The sequence below is a fragment of the Trueperella sp. LYQ141 genome (assembly GCF_046599555.1).
GTDB lineage: Bacteria > Actinomycetota > Actinomycetes > Actinomycetales > Actinomycetaceae > Trueperella.
Window position 1 is genome coordinate 61877 of sequence record NZ_JBKIWQ010000005.1, and the last position, 23435, is coordinate 85311.

The 23435-nt window shown below is 55.8% G+C and carries 18 protein-coding genes; 16 read left to right on the forward strand and 2 right to left on the reverse strand.

What is annotated here, in order from left to right:
• The first annotated feature begins 112 nt into the window (after window positions 1-112).
• The 6 genes from ACLHIJ_RS05435 (at window position 113) to ACLHIJ_RS05460 (ending at window position 9613) form a co-directional block, all read left to right on the forward strand.
• Window positions 113-970, forward strand: a complete 858-nt coding sequence (locus ACLHIJ_RS05435) for a phosphogluconate dehydrogenase C-terminal domain-containing protein (RefSeq protein ID WP_411296524.1) — start codon at window positions 113-115, stop codon at window positions 968-970.
• A gap of 347 nt (window positions 971-1317) precedes the next feature.
• Window positions 1318-3030: a dihydroxyacetone kinase family protein gene (locus ACLHIJ_RS05440; protein WP_411298612.1), complete on the forward strand. Its 1713-nt coding sequence runs from the start codon at window positions 1318-1320 to the stop codon at window positions 3028-3030.
• A 102-nt stretch (window positions 3031-3132) separates the two neighbouring features.
• Complete coding sequence (locus ACLHIJ_RS05445) at window positions 3133-3588, forward strand: ribose-5-phosphate isomerase (protein ID WP_411298613.1); 456 nt, start codon at window positions 3133-3135, stop codon at window positions 3586-3588.
• A gap of 2 nt (window positions 3589-3590) precedes the next feature.
• Window positions 3591-4331 carry a triose-phosphate isomerase gene (locus ACLHIJ_RS05450; protein ID WP_411296521.1) on the forward strand — a complete coding sequence of 247 codons (741 nt, stop codon included), beginning with the start codon at window positions 3591-3593 and terminating at the stop codon, window positions 4329-4331.
• Window positions 4332-4571: 240 nt separating this feature from the next.
• Complete coding sequence (ppdK, locus tag ACLHIJ_RS05455) at window positions 4572-7307, forward strand: pyruvate, phosphate dikinase (protein WP_411298615.1); 2736 nt, start codon at window positions 4572-4574, stop codon at window positions 7305-7307.
• Between the two features lie 386 nt (window positions 7308-7693).
• A complete protein-coding gene (locus ACLHIJ_RS05460) occupies window positions 7694-9613 on the forward strand; it encodes a hypothetical protein (RefSeq protein ID WP_411298617.1) in 1920 nt (639 codons plus the stop codon).
• A gap of 244 nt (window positions 9614-9857) precedes the next feature.
• On the opposite strand, the gene ACLHIJ_RS05465 is transcribed toward ACLHIJ_RS05460, so the two are convergent.
• On the reverse strand, window positions 9858-11144 hold the full coding sequence (locus tag ACLHIJ_RS05465; RefSeq protein WP_411296518.1) for a homoserine O-acetyltransferase: 1287 nt from the start codon (window positions 11142-11144) through the stop codon (window positions 9858-9860).
• Between the two features lie 684 nt (window positions 11145-11828).
• On the opposite strand from ACLHIJ_RS05465, the gene ACLHIJ_RS05470 reads away from it, so the two are divergent.
• Window positions 11829-13472: an NlpC/P60 family protein gene (locus ACLHIJ_RS05470; protein WP_411298619.1), complete on the forward strand. Its 1644-nt coding sequence runs from the start codon at window positions 11829-11831 to the stop codon at window positions 13470-13472.
• A 506-nt stretch (window positions 13473-13978) separates the two neighbouring features.
• Here ACLHIJ_RS05470 and ACLHIJ_RS05475 read toward each other — a convergent pair.
• Window positions 13979-14494, reverse strand: a complete 516-nt coding sequence (locus tag ACLHIJ_RS05475) for an inorganic diphosphatase (RefSeq protein ID WP_411296516.1) — start codon at window positions 14492-14494, stop codon at window positions 13979-13981.
• A 170-nt stretch (window positions 14495-14664) separates the two neighbouring features.
• On the opposite strand from ACLHIJ_RS05475, the gene dacB reads away from it, so the two are divergent.
• The 9 genes from dacB to ACLHIJ_RS05520 are packed head-to-tail and all read left to right on the forward strand — an operon-like array spanning window position 14665 to window position 23340.
• A complete protein-coding gene (gene dacB, locus ACLHIJ_RS05480; protein WP_411298621.1) occupies window positions 14665-16020 on the forward strand; it encodes a D-alanyl-D-alanine carboxypeptidase/D-alanyl-D-alanine-endopeptidase in 1356 nt (451 codons plus the stop codon).
• A gap of 14 nt (window positions 16021-16034) precedes the next feature.
• Complete coding sequence (locus ACLHIJ_RS05485; RefSeq protein ID WP_411298622.1) at window positions 16035-16901, forward strand: zinc-dependent metalloprotease; 867 nt, start codon at window positions 16035-16037, stop codon at window positions 16899-16901.
• Window positions 16901-17971, forward strand: a complete 1071-nt coding sequence (gene tilS, locus ACLHIJ_RS05490; RefSeq protein WP_411296513.1) for a tRNA lysidine(34) synthetase TilS — start codon at window positions 16901-16903, stop codon at window positions 17969-17971. The genes ACLHIJ_RS05485 and tilS overlap by 1 nt, the downstream gene beginning before the upstream one ends.
• Complete coding sequence (gene hpt, locus ACLHIJ_RS05495) at window positions 17961-18515, forward strand: hypoxanthine phosphoribosyltransferase (protein WP_411296512.1); 555 nt, start codon at window positions 17961-17963, stop codon at window positions 18513-18515. Before tilS ends, hpt begins: the two co-directional genes overlap by 11 nt.
• 6 nt (window positions 18516-18521) lie before the next feature.
• Complete coding sequence (gene ftsH, locus ACLHIJ_RS05500; protein WP_411296511.1) at window positions 18522-20642, forward strand: ATP-dependent zinc metalloprotease FtsH; 2121 nt, start codon at window positions 18522-18524, stop codon at window positions 20640-20642.
• A complete protein-coding gene (folE, locus tag ACLHIJ_RS05505; RefSeq protein WP_411296510.1) occupies window positions 20639-21217 on the forward strand; it encodes a GTP cyclohydrolase I FolE in 579 nt (192 codons plus the stop codon). The genes ftsH and folE overlap by 4 nt, the downstream gene beginning before the upstream one ends.
• Window positions 21214-21984, forward strand: a complete 771-nt coding sequence (gene folP / locus ACLHIJ_RS05510) for a dihydropteroate synthase (RefSeq protein ID WP_411296509.1) — start codon at window positions 21214-21216, stop codon at window positions 21982-21984. The genes folE and folP overlap by 4 nt, the downstream gene beginning before the upstream one ends.
• Window positions 21981-22871, forward strand: a complete 891-nt coding sequence (gene folB, locus ACLHIJ_RS05515; RefSeq protein ID WP_411296508.1) for a dihydroneopterin aldolase — start codon at window positions 21981-21983, stop codon at window positions 22869-22871. The genes folP and folB overlap by 4 nt, the downstream gene beginning before the upstream one ends.
• Window positions 22864-23340, forward strand: a complete 477-nt coding sequence (locus ACLHIJ_RS05520; protein ID WP_411298623.1) for a DUF3180 domain-containing protein — start codon at window positions 22864-22866, stop codon at window positions 23338-23340. The genes folB and ACLHIJ_RS05520 overlap by 8 nt, the downstream gene beginning before the upstream one ends.
• Window positions 23341-23435 lie beyond the last annotated feature (95 nt).

Below are 23435 nucleotides of genomic sequence, written 5' to 3' on the forward strand. Positions count from 1 at the left end.
GAAGGTGGATGCGGCGGTAACGAAGATGTTCCCCGCGCTGTTTTCTCTGTGCCGCACGCTACGGTGTGCACCCTTTCCAATTTTACCCATACACATATAAGGAGTAATTAACATGACCACCCAGCTCACAATCGCAGTCATCGGCGCCGGCGGTAAGATGGGCATGCGCGTCTCGCCAAATCTGGCTCGTCATCCGGAATACACGGTCTATTTCTGTGAGGCATCCGAAGCGGCGGCAAAGCGTTCGGAGGAAGCCGGTCGTCCCATCACCCCCACGGAAGAAGCGGTCAAGGATGCTGATGTGGTTGTCTACGCCGTGCCAGATCGCGCGCTAAAGACGATCACTGAGCAGATCGTTCCCCTGCAAAAGCCAGATTCGGTTGTGCTGACGCTTGATCCGGCAGCCGCTTATGCCAATCAGCTCTTCATTCGTGAGGATTTGACGTACATCGTCTGCCATCCGGCGCACCCGTCAGTGTTCTTAGAGCGCAAGACGGACGAAGAGTATGCGGATACCTTCGGTGGTATTGCCGCTCCGCAGCATGTGCTTGCCGCAATGCATACCGAGTCGGAGAAGTGGAAGCCAGTAGGCGAGGAAGTCGTCGCCAATATGTTTGCGCCGGTCATCAAGGTGCATTGGGAGTCAGTTCATGACTTGGCTGTCCTGGAGCCGACGCTGAACGAGACGATTGGGTGCATGATCGGTCAGTTCCTCAAGGACGTCATGGATTACACCGTTGAAGTGACGGATATGAAGCCGGAATCGGTGGAGGCGATGTTCTTTGGGCACGTCTACATTGCTTTGACGAACGCGCTGCGTGGCTCTAATCCGTTCTCTGATGCTTGCTTGTTGGCTATGGAGTATGGCCGCGAGCGAATCATTAAAGAGAATTGGCGCGAAGTCTTTAATGACGACGATCTTGATGTGGTTTTGGCCAAGATGTTGGAGATTGACAAGATCGAACGATAGTAACGATTACTCGTCACCGAAGAGCGAGGCGTGTTGCTGTGCTGCAATGTTTCTCGTGTGGCCATGCGGCAGCACGGCAATGGGCGAGTGCGTGAGTGAAGTGGCTAATGAAGAGCCGCAAGCACAGTTTGATCGCCGCGTGCTTAATCTTTGGTGAATGGGTAGTAAAAGGCGTCTCTAAACGTGTGTCGGGTGGCGAATGGGGAAGATCTATTCGCCACCCGGAGCGTTGCAGATCAGCTCCGGCGAACTACCCAAAGAGCCTAGAACGCGAGCCCTATATGTTATAGGATCTTCTATAGAGTGAGCTGCCGCCATTCTGAATCATGAGCTGCAATGGAGCAACGATGACGTATTTAGTGAATAATCCTGAAGAATTTGCGGCCGATAGCCTGCGAGGCTTTGTGGCTGCATTTCCCGAGTATGTTCAGCCGGTCCACGGCGGAGTGGTGCGAGCTAGCGCAAGCCCACACGGCGAAGTATCCGTCGTAGTTGGCGGAGGCTCGGGCCATTATCCGGCCTTCGCTGGCTGGGTGGGCAGCGGTATTGCCCACGGTTCCGTATGTGGAAATATCTTTGCCTCCCCGTCGGCCTCGCAAGTAACCTCCGTGGTGCGGGCAGCCGATAATGGTGGGGGAACGCTGCTGTTATTCGGCAACTACGCTGGCGATGTTCTGCACTTTGGCAATGGCGCCCAGCAGCTTCGCGCGGAGGGAATGGACGTTCGTATCGTCCCAATCTCCGACGATATTGCCTCGAATACTCCAGATAAGCACGACGATCGTCGAGGTATTGCCGGTGATCTCTTCGTTGTGAAGGTGGCCGGCGCGGCGGCGGCGGCTGGAAAATCCCTTGACGAGGTAGAAGCACTCGCCCGAAAAGCAAATGCCCGGACGCGAACCTTGGGCGTGGCATTCACCGGATGTACCTTGCCGGGTGCGAGTGAACCACTGTTCACGGTGGAATCGGGAACCTTTGGCTTAGGTCTAGGTATTCATGGCGAGCAGGGGATTTCCAGCCATGAGATGGCCTCTGCTCGAGATATTGCCACCATGTTAGTCGATAAGATATTGGCCGAAGAGCCGGCGCGCGACGAGAACTACGCCGGGCGCGTTGGCGTTTTGGTTAACGGTTTGGGCGCGACGAAGTACGAGGAGCTCTTCGTCCTGTACGGCACGGTGGCACAGCTCCTGGAAGAACGCGGTCTGACGCCGGTTGGTCCAATTGTGGATGAACAAGTGACCAGTTTGGATATGGCTGGAGTCTCCTTGACGCTGTGCTTCCTTGATGAGGAGCTAGAAGAATTGTGGCTTGCCGGTTGCGATACTCCGGCCTTGCGCCGTGGGGTCGTTGAGCACAGCCAACAAAAGCGAGTCGTTCGCGCTGAAGAAGACGAAGAAATTCCCGCAGGATCAGCAGATTCCGCAGCTTTTGCGGAGAAGATTGCCGAAATCCTCGATGTCTTTGAACGCAGTGCCCGCGAGGCTGAGCCGATGTTAGGCAAGATCGATGCGATTGCTGGCGATGGTGACCACGGTCAGGGTATGACCTTAGGAACGACGGCAGCGGCCAAAGCAGCTCGCGAATGTGTGGCGGCTAGCGCCGGTGCGCGCACTCTGCTCGCGCGAGCCGGAGCAGCATGGTCAGAAGGGGCGGGCGGCACCTCCGGAGCTCTGTGGGGCGGCGCATTAGGCCGGATTGCTGTTGGGCTGAGCGATCAAGAGACTCCGAGCCGAGAAGAGATTATTGCTGCGGTGGTTGCTGGCGCGCGCGCTATTCAGGAGATGGGTGGAGCGCAGATCGGGGATAAGACCATGATTGACGCAGTTATTCCGTTCGCTCAAGGGCTAGAAGAACGTGCTAATTCGAGCGCGTCCTTGGCTGATATTTGGCGTGCCGCAGCCCAAGAAGCCACCGATGCGGCTGAGGCGACCGCTGAGATTTTGGCTCGTAAAGGTCGGGCCCGCACTCATGGAGAAGCATCAATCGGCACTCCAGATCCCGGGGCAATCTCCTTTGCCTTGTTGATGTCAGCAGTACCGGATCTTATTGCGGAATAAATCAGCAGATTACGCGCTAGCAAGCACGTCGCCGCCTATCGCGAGCCACTCCCTCGCGCAGAAGAATGTAGTCGCCTGCGGGCGATAGAAAGGAAAAGAATAATGGGATTTCGAGTAGTCGTCGCCAGCGACAATGCTGGATCAGGATACCGCGCAGCGATCAAAGCAGATCTGGAGGCAGATCCACGCATTGATGAAGTGATTGACGTGGGCGTAGACGCCACCGATCCAGAGGCATACCCGCACGTATCGGTGCGCGGTGCACGGTTGATTGCTGAAGGCAAAGCCGATCGTGGCGTATTCGTCTGTGGTACTGGCATGGGCGTGGCCATGGCTGCGAATAAGGTCAAAGGTATTCGCGCGTCAGTGGCACATGATTCTTTCTCAGTAGAGCGTCTTGTGCTGTCCAATAACGCTCAAGTGCTGTGCCTGGGCGAACGGGTGATCGGCAAAGAACTAGCACGTCGCCTGGCCAAGGAGTTCTTCAACTACGAATTCGATGAGTCCTCCGCCTCGGCTGAAAAAGTTCAGGTCATGTGCTCCTACGAGGAGGATTAAGCATGTACTGGGTGGGTACGTCGTGGAAGATGAACGGCACATTGGCTTTCGCTCGCCAATATGCGCAGGCATTGCGCGATGCCCAGTTAGATTTGCCGAACATTCAGCCTTTCATCATCCCGTCGTTTACCGCAATTAACGCCGTGCACGAGATCCTTGGCGAAGATAGTGCGATCCAGTTAGGAGCGCAGAACGCCCATTGGGAGGACGCTGGCGCCTGGACGGGTGAAGTCTCCATGCTCCAAGCCAAGGATGCCGGTGCTCAGCTCATCGAAATGGGCCATTCAGAGCGGCGCGAATTCTTCGGGGAAACCGATAAGACGGTGAATCTGAAAGTCAAAGCTGCATTGGCGCACGGTCTGCGACCGCTGGTGTGCTTTGGAGAGCCGCTGGAGGTGTTCCAGGGCGGAGGGTCGATTGAGTTCATCACTGCGCAGATCGATGCGGCTCTAGACGGGGTTGCTGATACCTCCCAGATTCTGTTGGCTTACGAGCCAATTTGGGCGATTGGTGAGCATGGCCGCGAGCCAGAACCAGAGGATTTAGCAGCCGCCTTTGCTGCTCTCGACGCGCGTTATGGTCAGCGCGTTGCGGCGATCCTGTATGGCGGTTCGGTAAATCATGCGAATAACCAGTGGCTATTGCAGATTGACGGGGTAGGTGGCTTGTTTATCGGTCGATCTGCGTGGAGCGCCGAGGGCTATCTGAAGAATCTGCAACTGGCTGACGAAGTCCTCAATTAATCATCAACATCGGGCACCAACCCTTTCCGTTAAGGGCTGGTGCTGGGCGATGATGTACTACCTCTGGTGCGAACAGAAACCCCTGTTCGCACCAGAGGTATTTTTTAGTGACATTTCGGGTCTATTTTGCCGTGATGGCGTGCTGGGTCTAAGTGCCTAATGTGGTAGGTTAGGAGACAGTCCTAGCATGGAAAAGATGCTGGAAAGACTATTCCTATCAACGATCCCAACGGAGGGAAGATGACGAAGTACGTATATGACTTCACCGAGGGAAATAAGGACCAAAAGGACCTCCTCGGTGGCAAGGGCGCGAACCTGGCAGAGATGACGAATCTCGGGCTGCCAGTTCCTCCCGGATTCACTATCACCACAGAAGCCTGCCGAGTCTATCTCAATGAGGGTGCTAGCCCCGATGAGCTTGGCGTTCAGGTGACGGCTGCAATCCGCGGTGTGGAAGCCAAGATGGGCAAGCGTCTAGGCGATGCGAAGGATCCGCTGTTGATGTCTGTGCGTTCCGGCGCTAAGTTCTCCATGCCAGGCATGATGGAGACTGTTTTGAACATCGGTCTGAATGACAAGTCCGTTCTGGGCTTGGGCGAGCAGTCCGGTGATGAGCGCTTCGCCTGGGATTCGTACCGTCGTCTGATTCAAATGTTCGGCAAGACGGTCATGGATATTGAAGGTGATCTGTTCTCCGATAAGCTCCACAAGCTCCAGGAAGAGAAGGGATACTCCGGAGATCTGGATATGACGACGGAGGATCTGAAGTACCTCGTTGACGAATTCAAGAAGGTCGTCAAGGAAGAGACGGGTCAGGACTTCCCGCAGGATCCGCGCCAGCAGCTCGATATGGCTGTTGAAGCCGTGTTCAACTCCTGGAACACTGACCGCGCGCGCATCTACCGTCGTCGTGAGCACATCCCGAATGATTTGGGCACGGGAGTCAACGTACAGACGATGGTCTTTGGCAATATGGGTGCTGGTTCTGGTACGGGCGTGTGCTTCACCCGCGATCCCTCCACCGGCCGTTCTGGCGTGTACGGTGATTACCTGGAGAACGCCCAAGGTGAGGACGTTGTCGCCGGTATCCGTAATACTTTGCCGCTGTCAGCGCTAGAAGAACTCGATAAGAAGTCGTATGACGAACTGACGGGCATTATGGATCGTTTGGAAACCCATTACCGCGATCTGTGCGATATTGAATTCACGGTTGAACGCGGCAAGTTGTGGATGTTGCAGACCCGTGTGGGTAAGCGTACTGCAGCGGCTGCATTCCGTATCGCCGACCAGCTAGTCAATGAGCGCTTGATTACCCATGACGAGGCAGTCACTCGCGTGACGGGCGATCAGCTAACCTCGCTGCTGTTCCCGCAGTTCGATCCTAAGGCCGATAAGGTGAAAGTTTCCCGCGGTATGCCGGCGTCGCCGGGCGCTGCGGTCGGTGAGATCGTGATGGATAACGAGACGGCTGTGGCGCGTACCCGTGAAGGTCGCAAGGTGATCCTGGTTCGTCGCGAAACCAATCCGGATGATCTGCAGGGCATGGTGGTAGCTGAGGGTATTCTTACCGCTCGCGGCGGCAAGACCTCCCACGCTGCTGTGGTTGCTCGCGGTATGGGGCGTTGCTGCGTAGTCGGTGCTGACGATTTAGTGATTGACGATGTTGCCGGCACGATGAAAGTCAAGTCCACCGGCAAGGAATATGCCGTCGGTGATGTGATCGCTATTGATGGTACGACGGGCGAAATCTTTGAAGGTGATGTTCCGGTGACGGATTCGCCGGTGACGACTTTCCTCGCTGAGGGGCTGGAGGCAGGCTTAGCTGCCGCTGACTCCGATGATGCTCGCGAGCTGGTCAACGCGGTTAACAACATCATGAAGCACGCAGATGAGAAGCGTCGGATGCGGGTGCGGGCAAATGCGGATAATCCAGAGGATGCCGAGCTGGCACGTAAATTCGATGCGGAAGGCATTGGCTTGTGCCGCACCGAGCACATGTTCTTGGGCGATCGCCGCAAGCTCATCGAAGCGATGATTTTGGCCAAGGATGAGGCTGCTCAGGCTCAGGCACTTGACGCGCTACTGCCGCTGCAGCGGGATGATTTCGTCGGCATCTTTGGCGCAATGGATGGTTTGCCAGTTACCGTTCGACTGATTGATCCGCCGTTGCACGAGTTCTTGCCGGATCTGACGAAGCTGTCCGTGGAATTGGCTCGTAAGGAAGCTGCTGGCGAGGAGATCAGCGAGTCCGAGCGGGAGATTCTTGCCGCTGTGTTGTCGCATCACGAGCAGAACCCGATGTTGGGTCTGCGTGGCGTGCGCCTCGGTTTGAAGATCCCAGGCTTGATTAAGCTGCAGGTTCGAGCGATTGCGGAAGCCTGCGTATTGCTGAAGAAGGAAGGCAAGGATCCGCGTCCGGAGATTATGGTTCCGCTTATCGGTGGCGTGCGTGAAATGCAGATCGTTCGCGATTTGGCCTTGGACGTCATCAAGGAGGTTTCCGAGGAATCTGGTATCAGCTTGGATCTGCCCATTGGCAATATGATCGAGCTTCCGCGTGCGGCTATCTCGGCCGATACGATTGCTGCGGAGTCTGACTTCTTCTCCTTCGGCACGAATGATTTGACCCAGACGACCTGGGGATTCTCGCGTGACGATGTGGAAGGGACGTTCTTCAACGAGTACTTCGATTACGGCGTCTTTGGTATCTCCCCCTTTGAGTCAATTGACGTTGGTGGCGTTGGTGCGTTGGTGGATATGGGCGTACAGCGTGGTCGCTACACGAAGCCTGATCTGAAGATGGGCGTATGTGGAGAGCACGGTGGCGATCCGGCGTCGATCCATTTCTTTGAAAAGATTGGCTTGAACTACGTTTCCTGTTCGCCGTTCCGCGTTCCGGTTGCTCGCTTGGAAGCTGGTCGTGCTGCGATTGAAAACGAGACAACCTACGAGCGTAAGTTTGAAACGAAGCTCTAAGGCGTCAACTGCGAAGCGATAACTAGCTATCGGCTGGTATCCCTTTAGGGTATATGTGCCCTAGTAGATACCGGAATGGCTAGGTAGAGCACTCACGTACCTCAGGTGCGCACAATAAAACGAGATGTGCGCACCTGAGGTACGTACATTTTTGGCTATTCGCATTTCCTGATTTCTGGCGTGTATCTGTGACTCGCCTGGGAGCAGGGGAAATAGTTGTCACGCTATTGGCGTACAACGGATATTTGCGGTGGGCGACACCCGCTGATCTGGCTCGTTATGCGCCATAGCACCCACAGATACAACTGCGGGATGAAAAGAGCGCCGTAGAGCTGAGGACGCCCTTATAAGATGTCAGGTAACCTAGGAGACGGAAGGGAGAGAACGTGGGGGTCTTCGCATTGAAGAACGGGCGGCTGGTTGCTGCTCCGGTTGCTGCTACACATGAAGTGAGCGACGATGTGTTGCGCGCGGTTCGTGCCCAAGCGCTTGACTTTTTAGAGCGTCCCTTATTCCCTGTGACGTGGGAAAACGATGCCTCCCAGTCTCTTATCGCGATTGATCCGACGGGAAATGTGGTCACTGTCGAAGTCATGCGGATCTTGACGGCGGATTCTTTCGTCAGTGCGTTAGCCCGAGCAGGGCGTCATGCCGAATTAACTCGCGGAGCGTTGGCTCGCATGTATCCGGCCGGCGAGGAGAGCTTTTCTACCGATTACGCTACGTTCATTGATAGTGCGCCACCGCAAACGCGTCGAGGTCCACGGTTAATTGTTTTTGCTGTGGAGGCTGAGCCAAGTGTTCATCGGCCATTAATTGCCCTGCGTGGAGTCGGAGTTGACGCCTGGCGCATCGTTATCCATGACGGAATCAACGGTTTACTCGTCGAGATCTCTGAGAATTTTGATACTCGGGGAATGTTGGCTGCTCCGAGCCATCGTCACGTCATTGAATCTGCTGAGTCTGAGGAGGCGACGATGAAAGAACGTCGTTTCGGTATGCGCCGCCGTCGCAGCGTAGCTCGCCAAGCAGATACTGTTGATTCGCAAAGTTCTGGGTATTCGCATCAGGTGGCAGCGCACGCCCCGATTAGTGCTACTGATGATCCGCCAGCGGTACCGGAGTCAGCAAAGGCGGCGGCCACTGTCACTGCGGATGTCACCCCAGAAAGCGTGAGGTCTGGCTCCACGCCACCAGCTCCAAGCCGTGAAAGGCTGCTGGAGGAGCAGGCGCACATATACGCTCAGCCGGCGGGTAATGTTTCAGGACGTGACTCAGCTCGGCGATATGAGACGCAGCCGGAGTCAGAATCGGGTGCTACTTCGTCGGTATCGCGTAGCGTTAATGAGGGCACCGCACAAGATGAACGCGTTGCACACAGAAGCGCTACGCCTTTAGCTTCGCGGCATGATCGCGTCTCGGTGGAAACTCCGAGAGCACAGAGCCACCAGGAGGCAGCGGAATCTCAGGCTTGGAATATTACCGGATGGGCTCATCCTCGAACTGCGTATCATCCGGTACAGCCCAATAACAGTCGGGAAGAGTCCGAGGATTCCCAGGTTATTTCGCGCTCGGGAGCGGATATTCTCTCTGGGGAAGAGATACCTGCGCGTGATATTGGGCCGACGCTGTACGATCGGCTCGCGGCGGAAGCGCGCCGAGTAGAGCAGCGGCTATGGGATATGAGTGCGCCGCCAGCACATGATGAAGCGCTGATTTATTCGGAACGCTCTTCCTCCGATGCGTCGAGTCAAGCGGTTGCGGATGCGGCTTTGCGTTCCGATAGGTGGCGTCCCGATCTGTATCACCGCTCAGGGCAGCAAAACGATGCTCGCGCAATGAAACAGGGGGCTTCCAGAACTGAGTCGCATACAGGTGTCTCCCCGATTCCGCTGGGTGTATCGGATCGTGGGGTGCAAGCGGATGTGGCTTCGGTTTCGCACAATGCGGCAACCTCTGCCAGCACTCCTGAAGCGCGTGGTGCCGATAGTTCCCCGTCAGCAGCTAAAACAATAGGCGCGATGCCGCCGCCCGCTGGTCAACGCGGTGCTAACACCCCTGTATCTGCTGATCCTCGATTGGTTCGGATTGCTCGAGAGATGGGAGCAGTCAATATTTCGTGGCGTTCTCGGCGTAAACGTTCTCGACTCAATGCCACCCTGCGTGCTGATGGTCTGATTGAGATTGCTGGGGTGGGGATTTTCGCTGATCCTACCCAGGCTGCGCGGCAAGCCTCGGGGTGTGAGACTGCAGATGGGTGGCGGTTGTGGCATCTGCCAGATGGTCGATGCTTAGGAGAGGCGTAACCCGCGTTCTGCTGGAATGTATTGTGTAGCAGATCGCACTGCCGATGTGAATGGCATTGGCCGTCGGCATAACTGGCACTACGGCATGGCTGCTGGTGCGTGGTGGCTCCTCCGGTGCGTTATGGATCGCGTTGTAGTACGCCGGCGAGCAGGGCGCGCCTTGCCTATATCGGCTAGTTTGGCTTATTGTTTCGTTCCTTTGGGCATGTCACATTGCTATAGCCAATGCCTCAGGTGATATGTTCTATTTTTCGCTATCCTCGGCAGATTGTTCGAGCTGAGCGGAGTCGGCGATCTGGTTATCCAGAAACTCACGCAAAATATTCCCCACTTGGTCGTTTTCGATCAGGAATCCGTCGTGCCCGTATTGAGATCTGACTGTGGCAAAAGTCGTTGGGCCGGAAAGGGAACGTGCGAGAGCGGCGACGTCTCGCGGATAAAAGAGCCGATCTGTATCTACAGCGACAACTAATGCCGGCATAGCCAATGAGTTTAAGACGGCGCGAGTGCCCCCACGTCCCCGCCCAATATCGTGTGTTATCCAGGCTTGGGTGATAGCGATATAAGAATTGGCGTCGAAACGTCGGGCAAGTTTATCCCCGTGATGTTCCAAATATGATACGACGCTGTAGCGCCCGCCATTGAGCGGATCTTCGTTCCCTTGGGGGATCCGACCGAAGCGGTGCTCCAATTCGGTATCGCAACGGTAGGTGATATGGGCGAGTTCGCGAGCAAGCCCTAATCCGCGGTGGGGTCCATATCCGTCAGGAGCGGTGTAGTAGTTACCTGAATGGAAGTGCGGGTCAAGTTGGATTGCGGCAATCTGGCTGTGCCCGTAGGCGATCTGTTCTGCGCTGGTGGCAGCGGCAGAGACGAGAACCGCGATAGCGCGAAGGCGATTTGGATATGACGCGGCCCATTCCATGACGCGATTTCCACCGAAAGAGGCGCCGGCAACGAGCGCCCACTGTGTAATGCCTAATGCGTCGGCAAGGCGTGCTTCTGCCGCACACATATCACGAATAGTTAACTCAGGAAATCGTGATCCCCAGGGTTTTCCGTCTGGCGCGGCAGAGGAGGGCCCGGTTGATCCCTGGCAACCGCCTAATACGTTGGGGCATACCACGAACCAGCGGTTAGTATCGAGGGCTTTTCCTGGGCCGACGATATCCGCCCACCAGCCGCTACTACCGTTACGAGATGTGGCATGGGAATCGCCGGTGAGGGCGTGGCAGAGCAGGATTGCATTGGATCCGTCGGGGGCAAGCGTCCCCCAGGTTTCGTAGGCGAGTTGGATCTGTGGCAGGACCCCGCCGCGCTCTAACGGGAGATCACCGAGGGATTGAAACTGCCGCTCGCCAGGGGGATCGCCCGTGCGCCATGCGCCTGTTGCTGGTATTGGGGCAGTGGAATCCGCAGGTCGATAGCCGACGTCGTAATCGGCAACGGGTGCGGCGTCAGTAACTGGAGTGAGTGGCGGATAGCCGACGAGGTAGGGCGGATGTGGGTATGGAGTATGTGGGGAAGTCATGCTGTTCTCTCAGGTTGTTCGTATTTGATGCGATGTGGTTGGCACGGGCGGCATCGTTAGGCGGATGCGCGCCCGCACAGCATTCGTTCCCCGTATCGCGTCATGCGTATGAGCATAGAGAGTGTGTGCGGAAAAAGTAAAGGGGGATCAGGTGGTGGACGTTGTGGGCGGGAGGGTGCGCTGGGTGCGATGAGCTGGGAAAGTGAATGAGCGGGAAGTGAGTAGGTGGGAGAGTGAGATAGCCGCGAAAGGTGGCGGGTGTGAACAAGGGCAGGGTTTTCGGGGTGTGACGGCGAAATGCGGGATTGGGAAGGTGTAGCGGGGTAGGGCATAGGGTGCTGGTGCGTTTGCGGGTGAACAGTGGAAGGCGTGTTCGGGCGGGGAAGGAATCTGTGCGCAGTTAAGTCAGCTTCCTTGTTGTGTGTTCTCCTATGCATAAACGCAGTCAACGGTGTGCTGTGTGGTGATACCTGGATGAAACTAGAGGATTTGTCGGGATATTGCGGCAGAATCATCTATGCGGCGCGTGAATGATGTTACAGATGTGAAGATTGTTTCGGTTGGTTCCAAAGAAAATGCTGTGAATTTTGTTTCAGGTGTTTCTTTTTGTAACAATCTGTTATACGGTCTGTAGAGGAAGAAAGTCGTCTGTCAAGGCGACACGCCAATCCCTGGGAGGTATCTGTGACTTGGATTCGTAAGTCACTGACGGTGTTAAGCGTCGCCGCATTGAGTGCTACTGCATTTGCGCCGGCGTATGCAGCCCCAGTTTCCGATGATGACATTAACTCCGCGTACCAGCAGCAAGAAGCAACGTCGCATACGCTTGCCGGTCTGGAACTTGAAGTGACGCAGCTTGCCACAAAATCCAACGAATTAGCCGCAAAAGCAGCCGATGCGCAAAAAGCGGCACTGAATGCGCAAGCCGCAATGGAAGTCTCGATCAACTCCGCGATTGTCGCCCAGGAGAAGGCGAATAAAGCTGACGCCGACCTGCAAGTGGTACGCCGTCAGCTTGGCTCTGTCTCCCAGGTGATGTATCAACAGTCTGCGGGTGAGATCACCCAGTCCTACTATCTCTTCGGTGCAGATTCTGTCGAAGAAGCCAATAAGCGTTCGAAAGCCTATGGAACGGTGGCCACCCAGGTCGATTCCAAAGTCCAGCGGTTCAAAGCCCTGGAAGAAGTTGCTCGTGTCATGCATAACGAAGCCGATGCGGCCGCACAAGCGCAAGCTAAGGCGGCAGCGGCAGTGCAAAGTGCAGCAGATGCTGCCCAGAAAGCTGTGGACGAACAACAGGCACAGATCGCGGCGGCAAACAAACGCCGTGAGGAGATTGCAGCAGAACTTGCTACCCAACGCGGAACGACGGTTGAGCTTGAACGTCAGCGCTTAGCTGATTTGGAGACGACTCGTAAAGCCAAAGCCGATTCTGCGGCGGCGCTCGTCCTCGCACAAGCAAATTTGGCGAACCAGCAGCGGGTCGTGGGAGATGTGGATAGCGCCCTAGCAAAAGCGAAAGCTGATCTTGCGGCAGCCACTGCGGCGTATAACGTCGCCTTGGAGGATGCCAATCGGCTAGCTGGTGTTGCAGCAAATGCCTCCGGCCCAACGAAGAACGTCAAAGACCGTGCGGCGGCAGAATCCTCCCAATACGCGCAACAGTTGGCTGCTCAAGTTCAGTCATACACGGCACAGGTCGCTGATCTAGAGAATCAGAAGCGGATTGCAGATGAGCGTGCGGAAGCTCAACGGATCGCCACGGAGCGTGCGGAAGCAGAACGTCGCGCCCAAGAAGCAGCAAATCAGGCAGCTCGCGAACAGGCACAGCGGGAAGCCGCAGAGCGGGCGCAGGCTGAAGCCGCGGCGCAGGCCCGTGCTGAGGAAGCGGCACGCGAGGCAGCGAACCAGAATATTCCTGCAGCTCCAGCCCCAGCCCCTGCTCCGAGCCCCAATCCGGTTGCTCCGGCCCCTGCTAACCCCAATGGAAACGCCATTATTTCGTATGCTCGTCAATTCATTGGCTCGCCCTATGTGTGGGGCGGCGTGAGCCCGAACGGCTGGGACTGCGTAGGTTTCGTGTGGTTCGTATATCAGCACTTCGGTATCACTACGCCGCGGGCTACCGGCCAAAGCGTCTGGACGTATTGGGGAGATTATCGTCAGGTATCCCCGGCGGAGGCGCGACCAGGCGATGTGTTGTGGTGGCCTGGGCACGTCGGGCTCTATACCGGCAATGGTATGCATGTAGCTGCCTGGAATCCCTCAATGGGCACTCAAGAACGCGCAGTGTGGGGATCGCCCATTTACCTACGAATTGAAGGTTAAAGTCAGTACATTATATACCGATATGGTGGTCTTGCTCCGGTTTGGGGTGAGGCCACCATATTGGTTTATCTAGATGAAACAAGACGATACGGCCGGCAAATGTGCAGTTTTCCGAAGCTGCCTGGTGGGAGGGAAAAAGAGAAACGGCGTTACTTGGAGAAGATGGGTGATCGGTGTTATTCCAGAAATCGGCGCAGAAAGAGCCTAAGCATCGGTGCCGCTTGAGGAGCGGGATCCTAAGAATCATTGCCACCTAGAGGTGGTGCGGAGGCGTTTCCAAGGAGTTTCGGCCGATATACATAGGGCAGAGCACGGCGGATCCGTCGCGATCAATGTAGTAAATGAATGTAGTAAACAGAATGGGCAGGCGGCAGAAACGACGGAAAATGGAAAATGCGGTAGAAAACAAGAGTGATTCGGCAAAACAAGAGTAACTCGGCAAAACAAGAGGGGCACGAGATCATCCGCGCCCCTCATCTCACGTTCATGTGTAGCCGTTATTAGTGCTACGCAAGTCCGTGTGGATTTTCTTCGTAGTATCCCGATTCGTGTGCCCGCTGGAAAGACTTACTAATTTCTTTCTCGGCTTCCTCGCGGCCAGCCCAGTAGGCGCCTTCAACAGACTTACCGGGTTCAAGATCCTTATACACCTCGAAGAAATGCTGGATTTCGAGACGGTGAAACTCAGAAATATCTTCCAGCTCGGTACGCCACGAGGCGCGCTGATCGCCCACCGGAACGCATACGACCTTATCGTCACCGCCAGCTTCATCCTTCATGCGGAACATTCCCAAAGCACGGCAACGAATGACGCAGCCAGGGAAAGTCGGCTCGTCAAGCAAGACGAGAGCGTCAAGCGGATCGCCGTCCTCGCCGAGAGTCCCGTCAATGAAACCATAATCATCGGGATAACGCGTCGAGGTAAAAAGCATACGATCCAAGCGGATACGACCCGTTTTGTGGTCTACTTCGTACTTATTGCGATTACCCTTGGGAATCTCGATTGTGACGTCGAATTCCATCTATATCTCCTCACGCGCAGATCAATCTGCCCTCATTGTATCGACGTTTAGCCCCGCATGTGCGCTGAGCACCCCGCAGAACAGAAATTATCGGATTGGCAGCGGAAAGACGGAGCAATTTTTCTGGTACGCACTGATCGGATCAGGCATTAGCCGGATATGATGAGAACGTGTGGAAGAAAATCGTAACTGTCATCCTGGTATTGCTCGCCGGAGGATATATCTTCGCCGATGCGTGGGATCTTGTGCCAGGTTTTCTGACCACCGCTCCGGAAAAGGATGCTCCGCTGCCTCCGCCTACCTCCAGATATATTGGCGCCGCTCCCGAGATAACACCTATTACTGGCCATCTGCCCAACAGTGCGTGCGTCAATCAGCAGATCACGAAACTCGCTACGGATCCCCGCAATACCGGAACAACCTCAGTTATCATCTTTGATCCCGATACGGGTGAGGTGATCGGGCAACGCGATCCGCAGCGGGCAGCTATTCCAGCTTCCAATATGAAACTTTTAACAGCGGCAGCGGCACTGACGGCGCTTGGGCCACAGACGAGGCTTTCCACAACCACCCTCGTCGATGGCAATACGCTGTATCTGCGCGGTGGCGGGGATGTGCTGCTCGGTGCGGGAGAAAATGCGGAAACGGCAATCCGCGGTCGAGCTGGATTAGCTACCTTGGCACGTGAGACAGCCACGCAGTTACGATCCAGCAAGATAGCGGTGAGCCATATAGCGGTTGATTCTTCTCTATTTGCTGAACCGACGTATCATCCCGACGTTATCGGAACGGACCGAGAATACATTATGGAGCTGCGCCCGATCGCTATTGATCGTGGAAGCGGGCAGACGGGTTTTATGCCGAATCCGGATGTGACAGCCGCACAGACCTTCCGTGACTTATTGGCCGCACAGGGCATACCTCTCGATGAGCCACAACGTGCGATCACCCCGCCGTCGGCTCGGGAATTAGCGCACGTGCAATCCGCTCCGATTCGCGATTTAGTTGATGTGATGTTAGTCGAATCGGATAATTCGATTGCCGAGGTATTGGGTCATCTCCTCGCCCATCACGTAGGAGAACCTGCGACCTTTGCTGGTGGCGCAGCCGCTGTTCGCACGATTCTCACGGGCATTGGAATCAATATGGCGAATGTGGAGCTCTCCGATGCCTCTGGTCTATCTATATCGAATCGGGTAACAGCTACGGCAATTGCCGATGTTTTGCGTCAGACCTGGGAATGTGATTCCTGCCCGCTAGCGGCTATTCCTGCAGGTTTGCCGGTAGCTGCTTTAGACGGCACGCTCTGGAATCGGTTTGATAATTCGGCATTACGTGGAATACTGCGGGCCAAAACCGGCACCCTGATTCAGGCGATTTCGCTCTCCGGATATTTGCGCAACGCGAGTGACGCACCCCTGGGATTCGTTATTTTGATTGATAATCTGCAGGAAGGAACCGCTCCAGATACGCGAGTTTTGCAAGATGAGTTCTTGGACGGTATTGCCGCCTGTCCGGCTTCGTGAACTACGCTAGATTCATGGCCCTCAATCCGACACGTATTGCCCGCGTTGTACGGGCTGCGGTTCCAGCAGGAGCGCGGATCCCAAGCTCTCAGGCTCGCGCAGTAGTTAACGATATTCGCCGGCAGGCGGGAGCTGCTGTGGATATTGTGGGCGAGATAACCCAGCTCGGGCAGGTTCCGTCGGTACACAACATTCCGGTGTTTATCCTTGATCGCGCTAACTGGGCCAAACTAGCTAGCGAATCTGTGGCCAATATGTTGACCACAGCGCGTATATCGAATACCGAACTAGCGATAGCTTTCGCGGTCATGGCCCCGCGGTTACTTGGGCAGTACGATCCCTATACCGACGCTGGGCGATTAATCTTCCTCGCTCCCAATATTGAGCGGTTTCAGCGGGCGTTTCAGCTCAATCAATCAGATGTGTGCCTCTGGGCAGCCGTCCATGAAATGACGCACGCCTACCAGTTCGCGGTTGCGCCCTGGCTGGCGCCAATGATTGCACACTACACTCAACAGATCATTGAATCTGCGCATGATGAGCAGATAATTGAGCAGGCCATGACGGCTATGTCGGTCTTAGAGGGGCATGCAGAATATGTGATGAATCGAGTGCCCCATCGGCAATTGCCCAGCCGCGATCGGATTATTCGTGCGATGTCGGCGCGCCGCTCTGCTCGCACTCCGATGCTCTCTCGGGTGATGCGCCTCTTAGGTTTTGAAAATAAAACGCAGCAGTACATTTCCGGGGAGCGTTTTGTGGCGGGGGTTATCCAAAAAGCTGGCATGGATACCTTCAATATGTTGTGGAACAGTGCCGATCACATGCCGACGGCTGCCGAGCTAGCAGATCCGGCTTTGTGGATAGAGCGTATGAGCTGATGTCTTTCCCTCATCCTGCGGTAACTGCGGCCCGCCACGCCATGCGGGCCACGCTAGACGATGTGGCACTGGCACACGCTCCGGCTGTGATCGTTGCCGTCTCAGGTGGCTCGGATTCTATGGCTTTAGCGGCAGTGGCACAGTGGGCACTGGCAGATCAACGCGAGGTCATTGGGGTGGTGATTGACCACGGGATTCGCCCAGGTTCAGATCGCGAAGCGCGTGCAGTGGATCAGTTTCTATACCGGAAATTAGGCTCATCTGTGCTAGCGCAAGTGGAGATCAGCGGGGCAGACGGGCCAGAGGGAAACGCTCGGCACGCCCGCTACCGGCGGCTAGCGCAGATCGCGCGTGCTGGAGCAGCCATGCTGGAACACTCCCAGCCGTTACCAGTATTTTTAGGGCACACCGCAAACGATCAGGCAGAGAGCGTACTTCTGGGGTTATCTCAGGGATCAGGGCCACGATCAATGGCAGGAATGCGCCGAATTGGCCCGCTACCCGGGCATCCCGATGTGTTGGCAGTGCGTCCGTTCTTGGATATTGAGCGGGAGAGTTTGCGAACTGTGTGCCGCGAGCTGGATATGCCTTGGATAGATGATCCCTCGAATGAGTTGGATGGGCCGTGGCGCTGTGCGGATGGCTCCCCGCTGCGGCGTAATGCGATTCGTCATCAACTTATGCCGGTATTAGATGAGGTTCTTGGGCCAGGCGTTATTTCTGCCCTGACGCGCTCTGCTCGCATGATGCGCGACGATGATGACGCGTTGACGGAAGCCGCTTGGCATGCGGGGGAGCAATGCGTCACGGAAAGCGATGAAGGAATCGTTGTGGATTGTCACCGCTTGGCGGGGTACCACAGGGCGTTGCGCACTCGGGTATTACGGCAGGCCGCCGTGCGCGGCGGGGTGCGAGCCAGAGAGCTTATTTTTTGGCACGTGGATGCACTTGATAAAGTCATCATGGGGCATGACAACAAGCTCCGCATCGATCTTCCAGGTAGCTATGCCTGGCGGGAGAATAACCAGCTATATTTTGGACACCATCCGCGGAGGAACCATGAAATATGAAGATTGCGCTGACGATCTCGTCCGAGTAGTCCTTGAGGAAGAGCAAATCAAAGCCCGTCTCGTTGAGATGGGACAACAGATCAGTGATGACTACCGGGGCGAGCCGCTGTTGCTCGTTGGTGTGCTGCGCGGTGCGGCGATGGTTATGGCTGATTTATCGCGGGAGATTTCGATTCCGCTGCACATGGATTGGATGGCAGTATCGTCTTACGGTGCGTCCACTAAATCCTCAGGTGTGGTGCGGATTTTGAAGGATCTGGATACCGAGATCGCTGGTCTTAACGTCTTGATCGTCGAAGATATTATTGATTCCGGCTTGACCTTGGATTGGTTGAAGCAGAACTTGGAGAGTCGGGGGCCAAAGTCGGTGCGCATTGCAACCCTGTTGCGCAAGCCGGATGCGGCTAAGGTCGATGTCAAGGTTGATTACGTCGGCTTTGATATTCCGAATGAATTTGTTGTGGGATACGGTCTGGATTATGCGGAAGATTATCGGCATTTGCCTTTCGTAGCGACCCTCGCCCCGCATGTATATGGAGGCTAATTCTCAATGAGTGACCAGAAACGGCGCATCCTGGAGGAATTTAACCGGAAAGGGCGGCGGAATCACCGCAAGAATCAAGGTGATCGAATGAAGCCGGATACGCAACAGCGTCCAGATCAAAAGGATTCGGAGCTGTGGGGTGTCACGCGCCGTGACGCACAATCAGAGCGAAAACTCGGTGGGGGCGATTCCGATTCGACGCCACCGAAAAAGCTGCGCGTGAAAATCGGGTATCTTCTGGCGCTTGCTGTTGCGGTGGCAGTAGGGGTATTCCTGTTTTTGCGTCCGGAGGGTTTTACCGACGTAAAGACCTCTGAGGGTTTTACTATTTTGCAAAAGCAAGCCATTGAGCATATTGAAGTTACCGATGGCTCGCAGATTGTGCGAATCTGGTTGGAAAAGGATTATCGGCCGACCTCGCTAGAGGGTGACGAACTAGATCCGACCGATCAGGTCCAGTTCCAGTACCTCGATTCTCAGGCGGATTACGTCGCTAAGTTAGTATCGCAGGCAAAGACGAAAGACGGCTATAACTCGATCGTTCCGCAGGAATCCATCGTGTGGTCCGTCATGTCGCTGCTGCTTCCGATTATTTTGATCGTGGCAGCTTTCTTGTGGTTACTTCCGCGAATTCAAGACTCCATGAGTCAATTCGGCAAAATTAAGCGCAATGGGTTTGAATCGGCGGTATCTCACGTCACGTTTGACGATGTTGCGGGTGCTGATGAAGCCGTTGAAGAGCTGCGAGAAATTAAAGAGTTCATCGAGAACCCGAAGAAGTTTTACGCGATGGGCGCCAAGATTCCCAAGGGCGTTTTGCTGTATGGCCCGCCGGGAACAGGCAAGACCTTGCTTGCCCGCGCGGTTGCTGGGGAAGCCGGTGTGCCGTTCTTCCATATCTCGGCCTCAGAGTTCGTTGAGATGTTCGTCGGTGTGGGTGCCTCGCGGGTGCGTGATTTGTTTGCGAAAGCGAAGAAGGTTGCTCCGGCGATTATCTTCGTCGATGAGATTGACGCGGTTGGGCGCAATCGCGGTATCGGTATCGGCGGCGGAAATGACGAGCGGGAACAGACGCTTAACCAGTTGCTCGTCGAGATGGACGGCTTTGATGAACACTCAAATGTGATCGTTATTGCGGCAACGAACCGTCCAGATGTTCTCGATTCGGCACTGTTGCGCCCTGGGCGTTTTGACCGTCAGATTGGTGTGGATGCGCCAGATCTGACGGGGCGGGAACGCATTTTGCAGGTTCACGCTGACGGCAAACCGTTGGCGGAGGAAGTATCGCTGTCGAGTATCGCACGTCGTACCCCGGGATTCTCCGGTGCGGATCTGGCGAATCTGCTCAATGAGGCTGCTTTATTGGCAGCTCGTCGGGGGCATCCGGCGATTGGGGAAACTGATGTCGATGAGGCGATCGATCGACTCATTGCTGGCCCACAGCGGCGCACCCGCGTCATGAACGCGAAAGAGAAGCAAATGACGGCCTATCATGAGGCCGGGCATGCCGTAGCTGCCGCAGCTCTCAACCACACTGATCCGGTAACTAAGGTGACGATTTTGCCGCGCGGTCGCGCTTTGGGATACACGATGGTTATGCCGACGGAAGATCGCTACTCTACCTCCCGCAATCAGTTGCTTGACCAGCTCGTCTACGCGATGGGTGGGCGAACCGCTGAGGAGATCGTATTCCATGATCCATCGACTGGCGCAGCTAACGATATTCAAAAGGCAACGAATATCGCCCGCAAGATGGTTACCGAGTACGGCATGTCAGATCGAGTTGGTCCGGTTCGACTGACTCCTGATGAGGCCGATCCGATGAGTGGAATGGGCGGCGGCGGTGCGCGGGACCACTCTGATTCTTTGGCCTGCACCGTCGATGAGGAAGTCCGTCAATTAATGGATGTCGCCGCACAAGAGGCCTGGCAAATCATGATGGATAACCGCCATGTACTTGACCGATTGACCTCCGAACTACTGGAACACGAAACCGTGTTGGAAGATCGGTTGCGCGAGATCTTTTCCGATATTGTGAAAGCTCCTTCACGGGAACTGTGGTTGAGTTCGCCCAACCGCCCAGTTTCCACTGATCCGCCGGTGCCTTTCCCGCAGGAACAACAATGACCTACGATGCGGCGGGCGTTGCCCAAGCTATTCGCGATTTGTTGCGCGCTATTGGTGAAGATCCGCAGCGTGAGGGCTTGCGAGAGACGCCGGAGCGGATCGCCCGTTCCTATGCGGAGATCTTTGCGGGATTGCAGGATGATCCCCGCCAGCACATGCGCCGCACGTTCGACGTCGGGCATCAAGAGTTGGTACTCGTGCGAGATATTGCGCTGTATTCCATGTGTGAACACCATCTGTTGCCATTCCACGGATATGCCCATGTGGGCTATATTCCTGGGGCGGATGGGCGTGTGGTGGGTCTGTCGAAGTTGGCGCGGTTGGTTGAGGGATATGCGCGTCGTCCACAGGTGCAAGAGCGGCTGACGGGGCAGATTGCCGATGCCTTATCTGAGGAACTCGACGCGGCGGGCGTGATAGTGGTGGTATGTGCGGAGCATTTATGCATGTCAATGCGTGGTGTGCGCAAACCAGGAGCGAGCACATTGACCTCAGCAGTACGTGGAGTTTTGAATGATCCGGCTGCGCGAGCACAAGCAATGCAGCTCATTATGCCAGCAGGAGGCCCGCGATGAAGATTATGGGCATTGTGAACGTCACGCCGGATTCATTTTCTGACGGCGGGAAATTCGCCAGCGTTGACGCAGCTATCGCTCATGCCCAAGAGCTACTAGCCGCAGGTGCGCATGTGATCGATATTGGCGGTGAATCCACCCGCCCTGGGGCGCAGCCGGTTGATCCGGTGGAAGAGTGGCGGCGCATTGGTCCAGTTGTGCAGGCATTGGCGGGGCACTGCCAGGTTTCTGTAGATACGTATCATTCCCAGACGGCGTATGCGGCGATCCAGGCCGGAGCGGCGATCATTAATGACGTTACCGGCGGGCTGGGAGATGAGCGCATGTTTGATGTGGTGGCAGATAGCGAATGTGATTACATCTTGCAGCACACCCGCTCTGACTCTCGCACGATGGCGCAATATGCTCATTATGGTGACGTTGTTGCTGAGGTTCGCAGCGAGCTGGCACGTCAGCGCGATTATGCGGTGGAATCAGGAATTGCCCCCGAACGAATTATCCTCGATCCAGGCTTGGGTTTTGCCAAAGACAGCGCACAGACCTGGGAGGTTATGCGCAAAGTGGCAGATTTCGTCGGTCAGGGGCATCGCGTGCTTATTGGGCAGTCGCGCAAACGTTTCCTTGCCGATGTAACCGTCGGTGACGAACGCGATGTGGCAACTGCGGTGTTGTCGATTGTCTGTGCTCAGCGTGGGGTATGGGCAGTGCGAGTGCATAACGTGGCGGCGACGGTGACAGCTCTGCAAAGCTGGAAGGAAAGCCAATGAATTTGTCGTCTTTCGATTTCGGGGCACAAGACGTCATAACCTTGCGGGGGTTGCGGGCTACGGGGCGCCACGGGGTTTTTCCGGAGGAACATCAGCACGAGCAAGAATTCGTTGTTGATTTAGAGATGCGCGTAGATACCCGACGGGCGGGTCATACGGATGACCTGGCTGACACCATATCGTATGCGGATATTGCGCAGGCATGTGTGGAGGTCATTAGCGGGGAACATTGCGATCTTATTGAGACGATTGCTGAGCGCATTGCGGCGCGCGTATTTGAATTTCCGGTTCGCAGTGTGCGCGTGAGTGTTCACAAGCCGCAGGCTCCTATCCCGCATGAATTCTCCGATGTTTTTGTGACGATTTCTCGAACGAATCCCATGTGGGAACGTGGCGGGCGAATCGCAGTGATTTCTTTAGGCTCTAATCTGGGGCAGAGCGCCTGGGAATTAGATACTGCGGTGACCGAGCTAGGGGAGATTGGCGATGTCTTAGCCTATTCGCCAATCTATCGCAGTGCGCCGGTATTGGCGCCAGGGCAGGATCCGCAGCCGGATTATCTCAATGCGATTGTGCTGTTGCGTACTGAACTATCTCCAGCGGAAGTGCTGCATGCGCTATTGGAGATAGAGGCGGAGCATGGTCGTGTTCGCACGGGAAAGTGGCAGCCGAGAACTCTTGATCTGGATATGATCTCGATGGGAGAGCTGCGGATTTCCACAGCGGAGCTCACTTTGCCCCATCCGCGAGCTAGCCAGCGGCGTTTTGTACTGCAGCCGTGGCTGGATGTTGACCCTGACGCACATCTGGATGGAGTGCGGGTGGCGGATTTGTTGGAGGCAGTGAGCGATCAGCCGCTTGCGCGCTGGATGGATTCAGATGCGTAAGCAGCTCGCGCCTACCTCTATCCTCATGCTCATTGCTGTGGGAGTAGTGAGTGCGGTGAGCGTGGCGGTGCTCGTCCATCTGTTTGTTAGCCGAGGGAGCACGGTGTATGCCATTCCCGTCTATGCAGTTGGCATACCGTTGTGTATCGCTGTTGTGACCTTGTGGCAGGCGTGGTTGGTTCGTGGCTATGTTGCCGGGAAACGGAACATTAATCCGCTCCATGCAGCCCGTATTTGGATTTTGACGCAGGCGGTATCCCGAGTGGGAAGTATTCTCACTGGCGGTTCGCTGGGGGTTGCCGTCGGATACTTCTTATCTGGGCCGACGTCCTTTCTTCGGGTAAATGCGCGGCATGCTGTGATTGCTGGTATCGGGGCATTTGTGATGGCGGTAGCTGGGGTAGTGGCTGAGCGTTGGTGTATATCTGACGATTCTGCCGGGCTATCGTCGCCAGGGGAGGTGAGATAGTCGCTCCCCTGGATGGGGCGGCCTCTGAGCCGGAGGCATGGCGTGATGGCTTCAGCGGCACATGGCCTGTCCCGTTTTGGGCGCTGAGAGTTCTC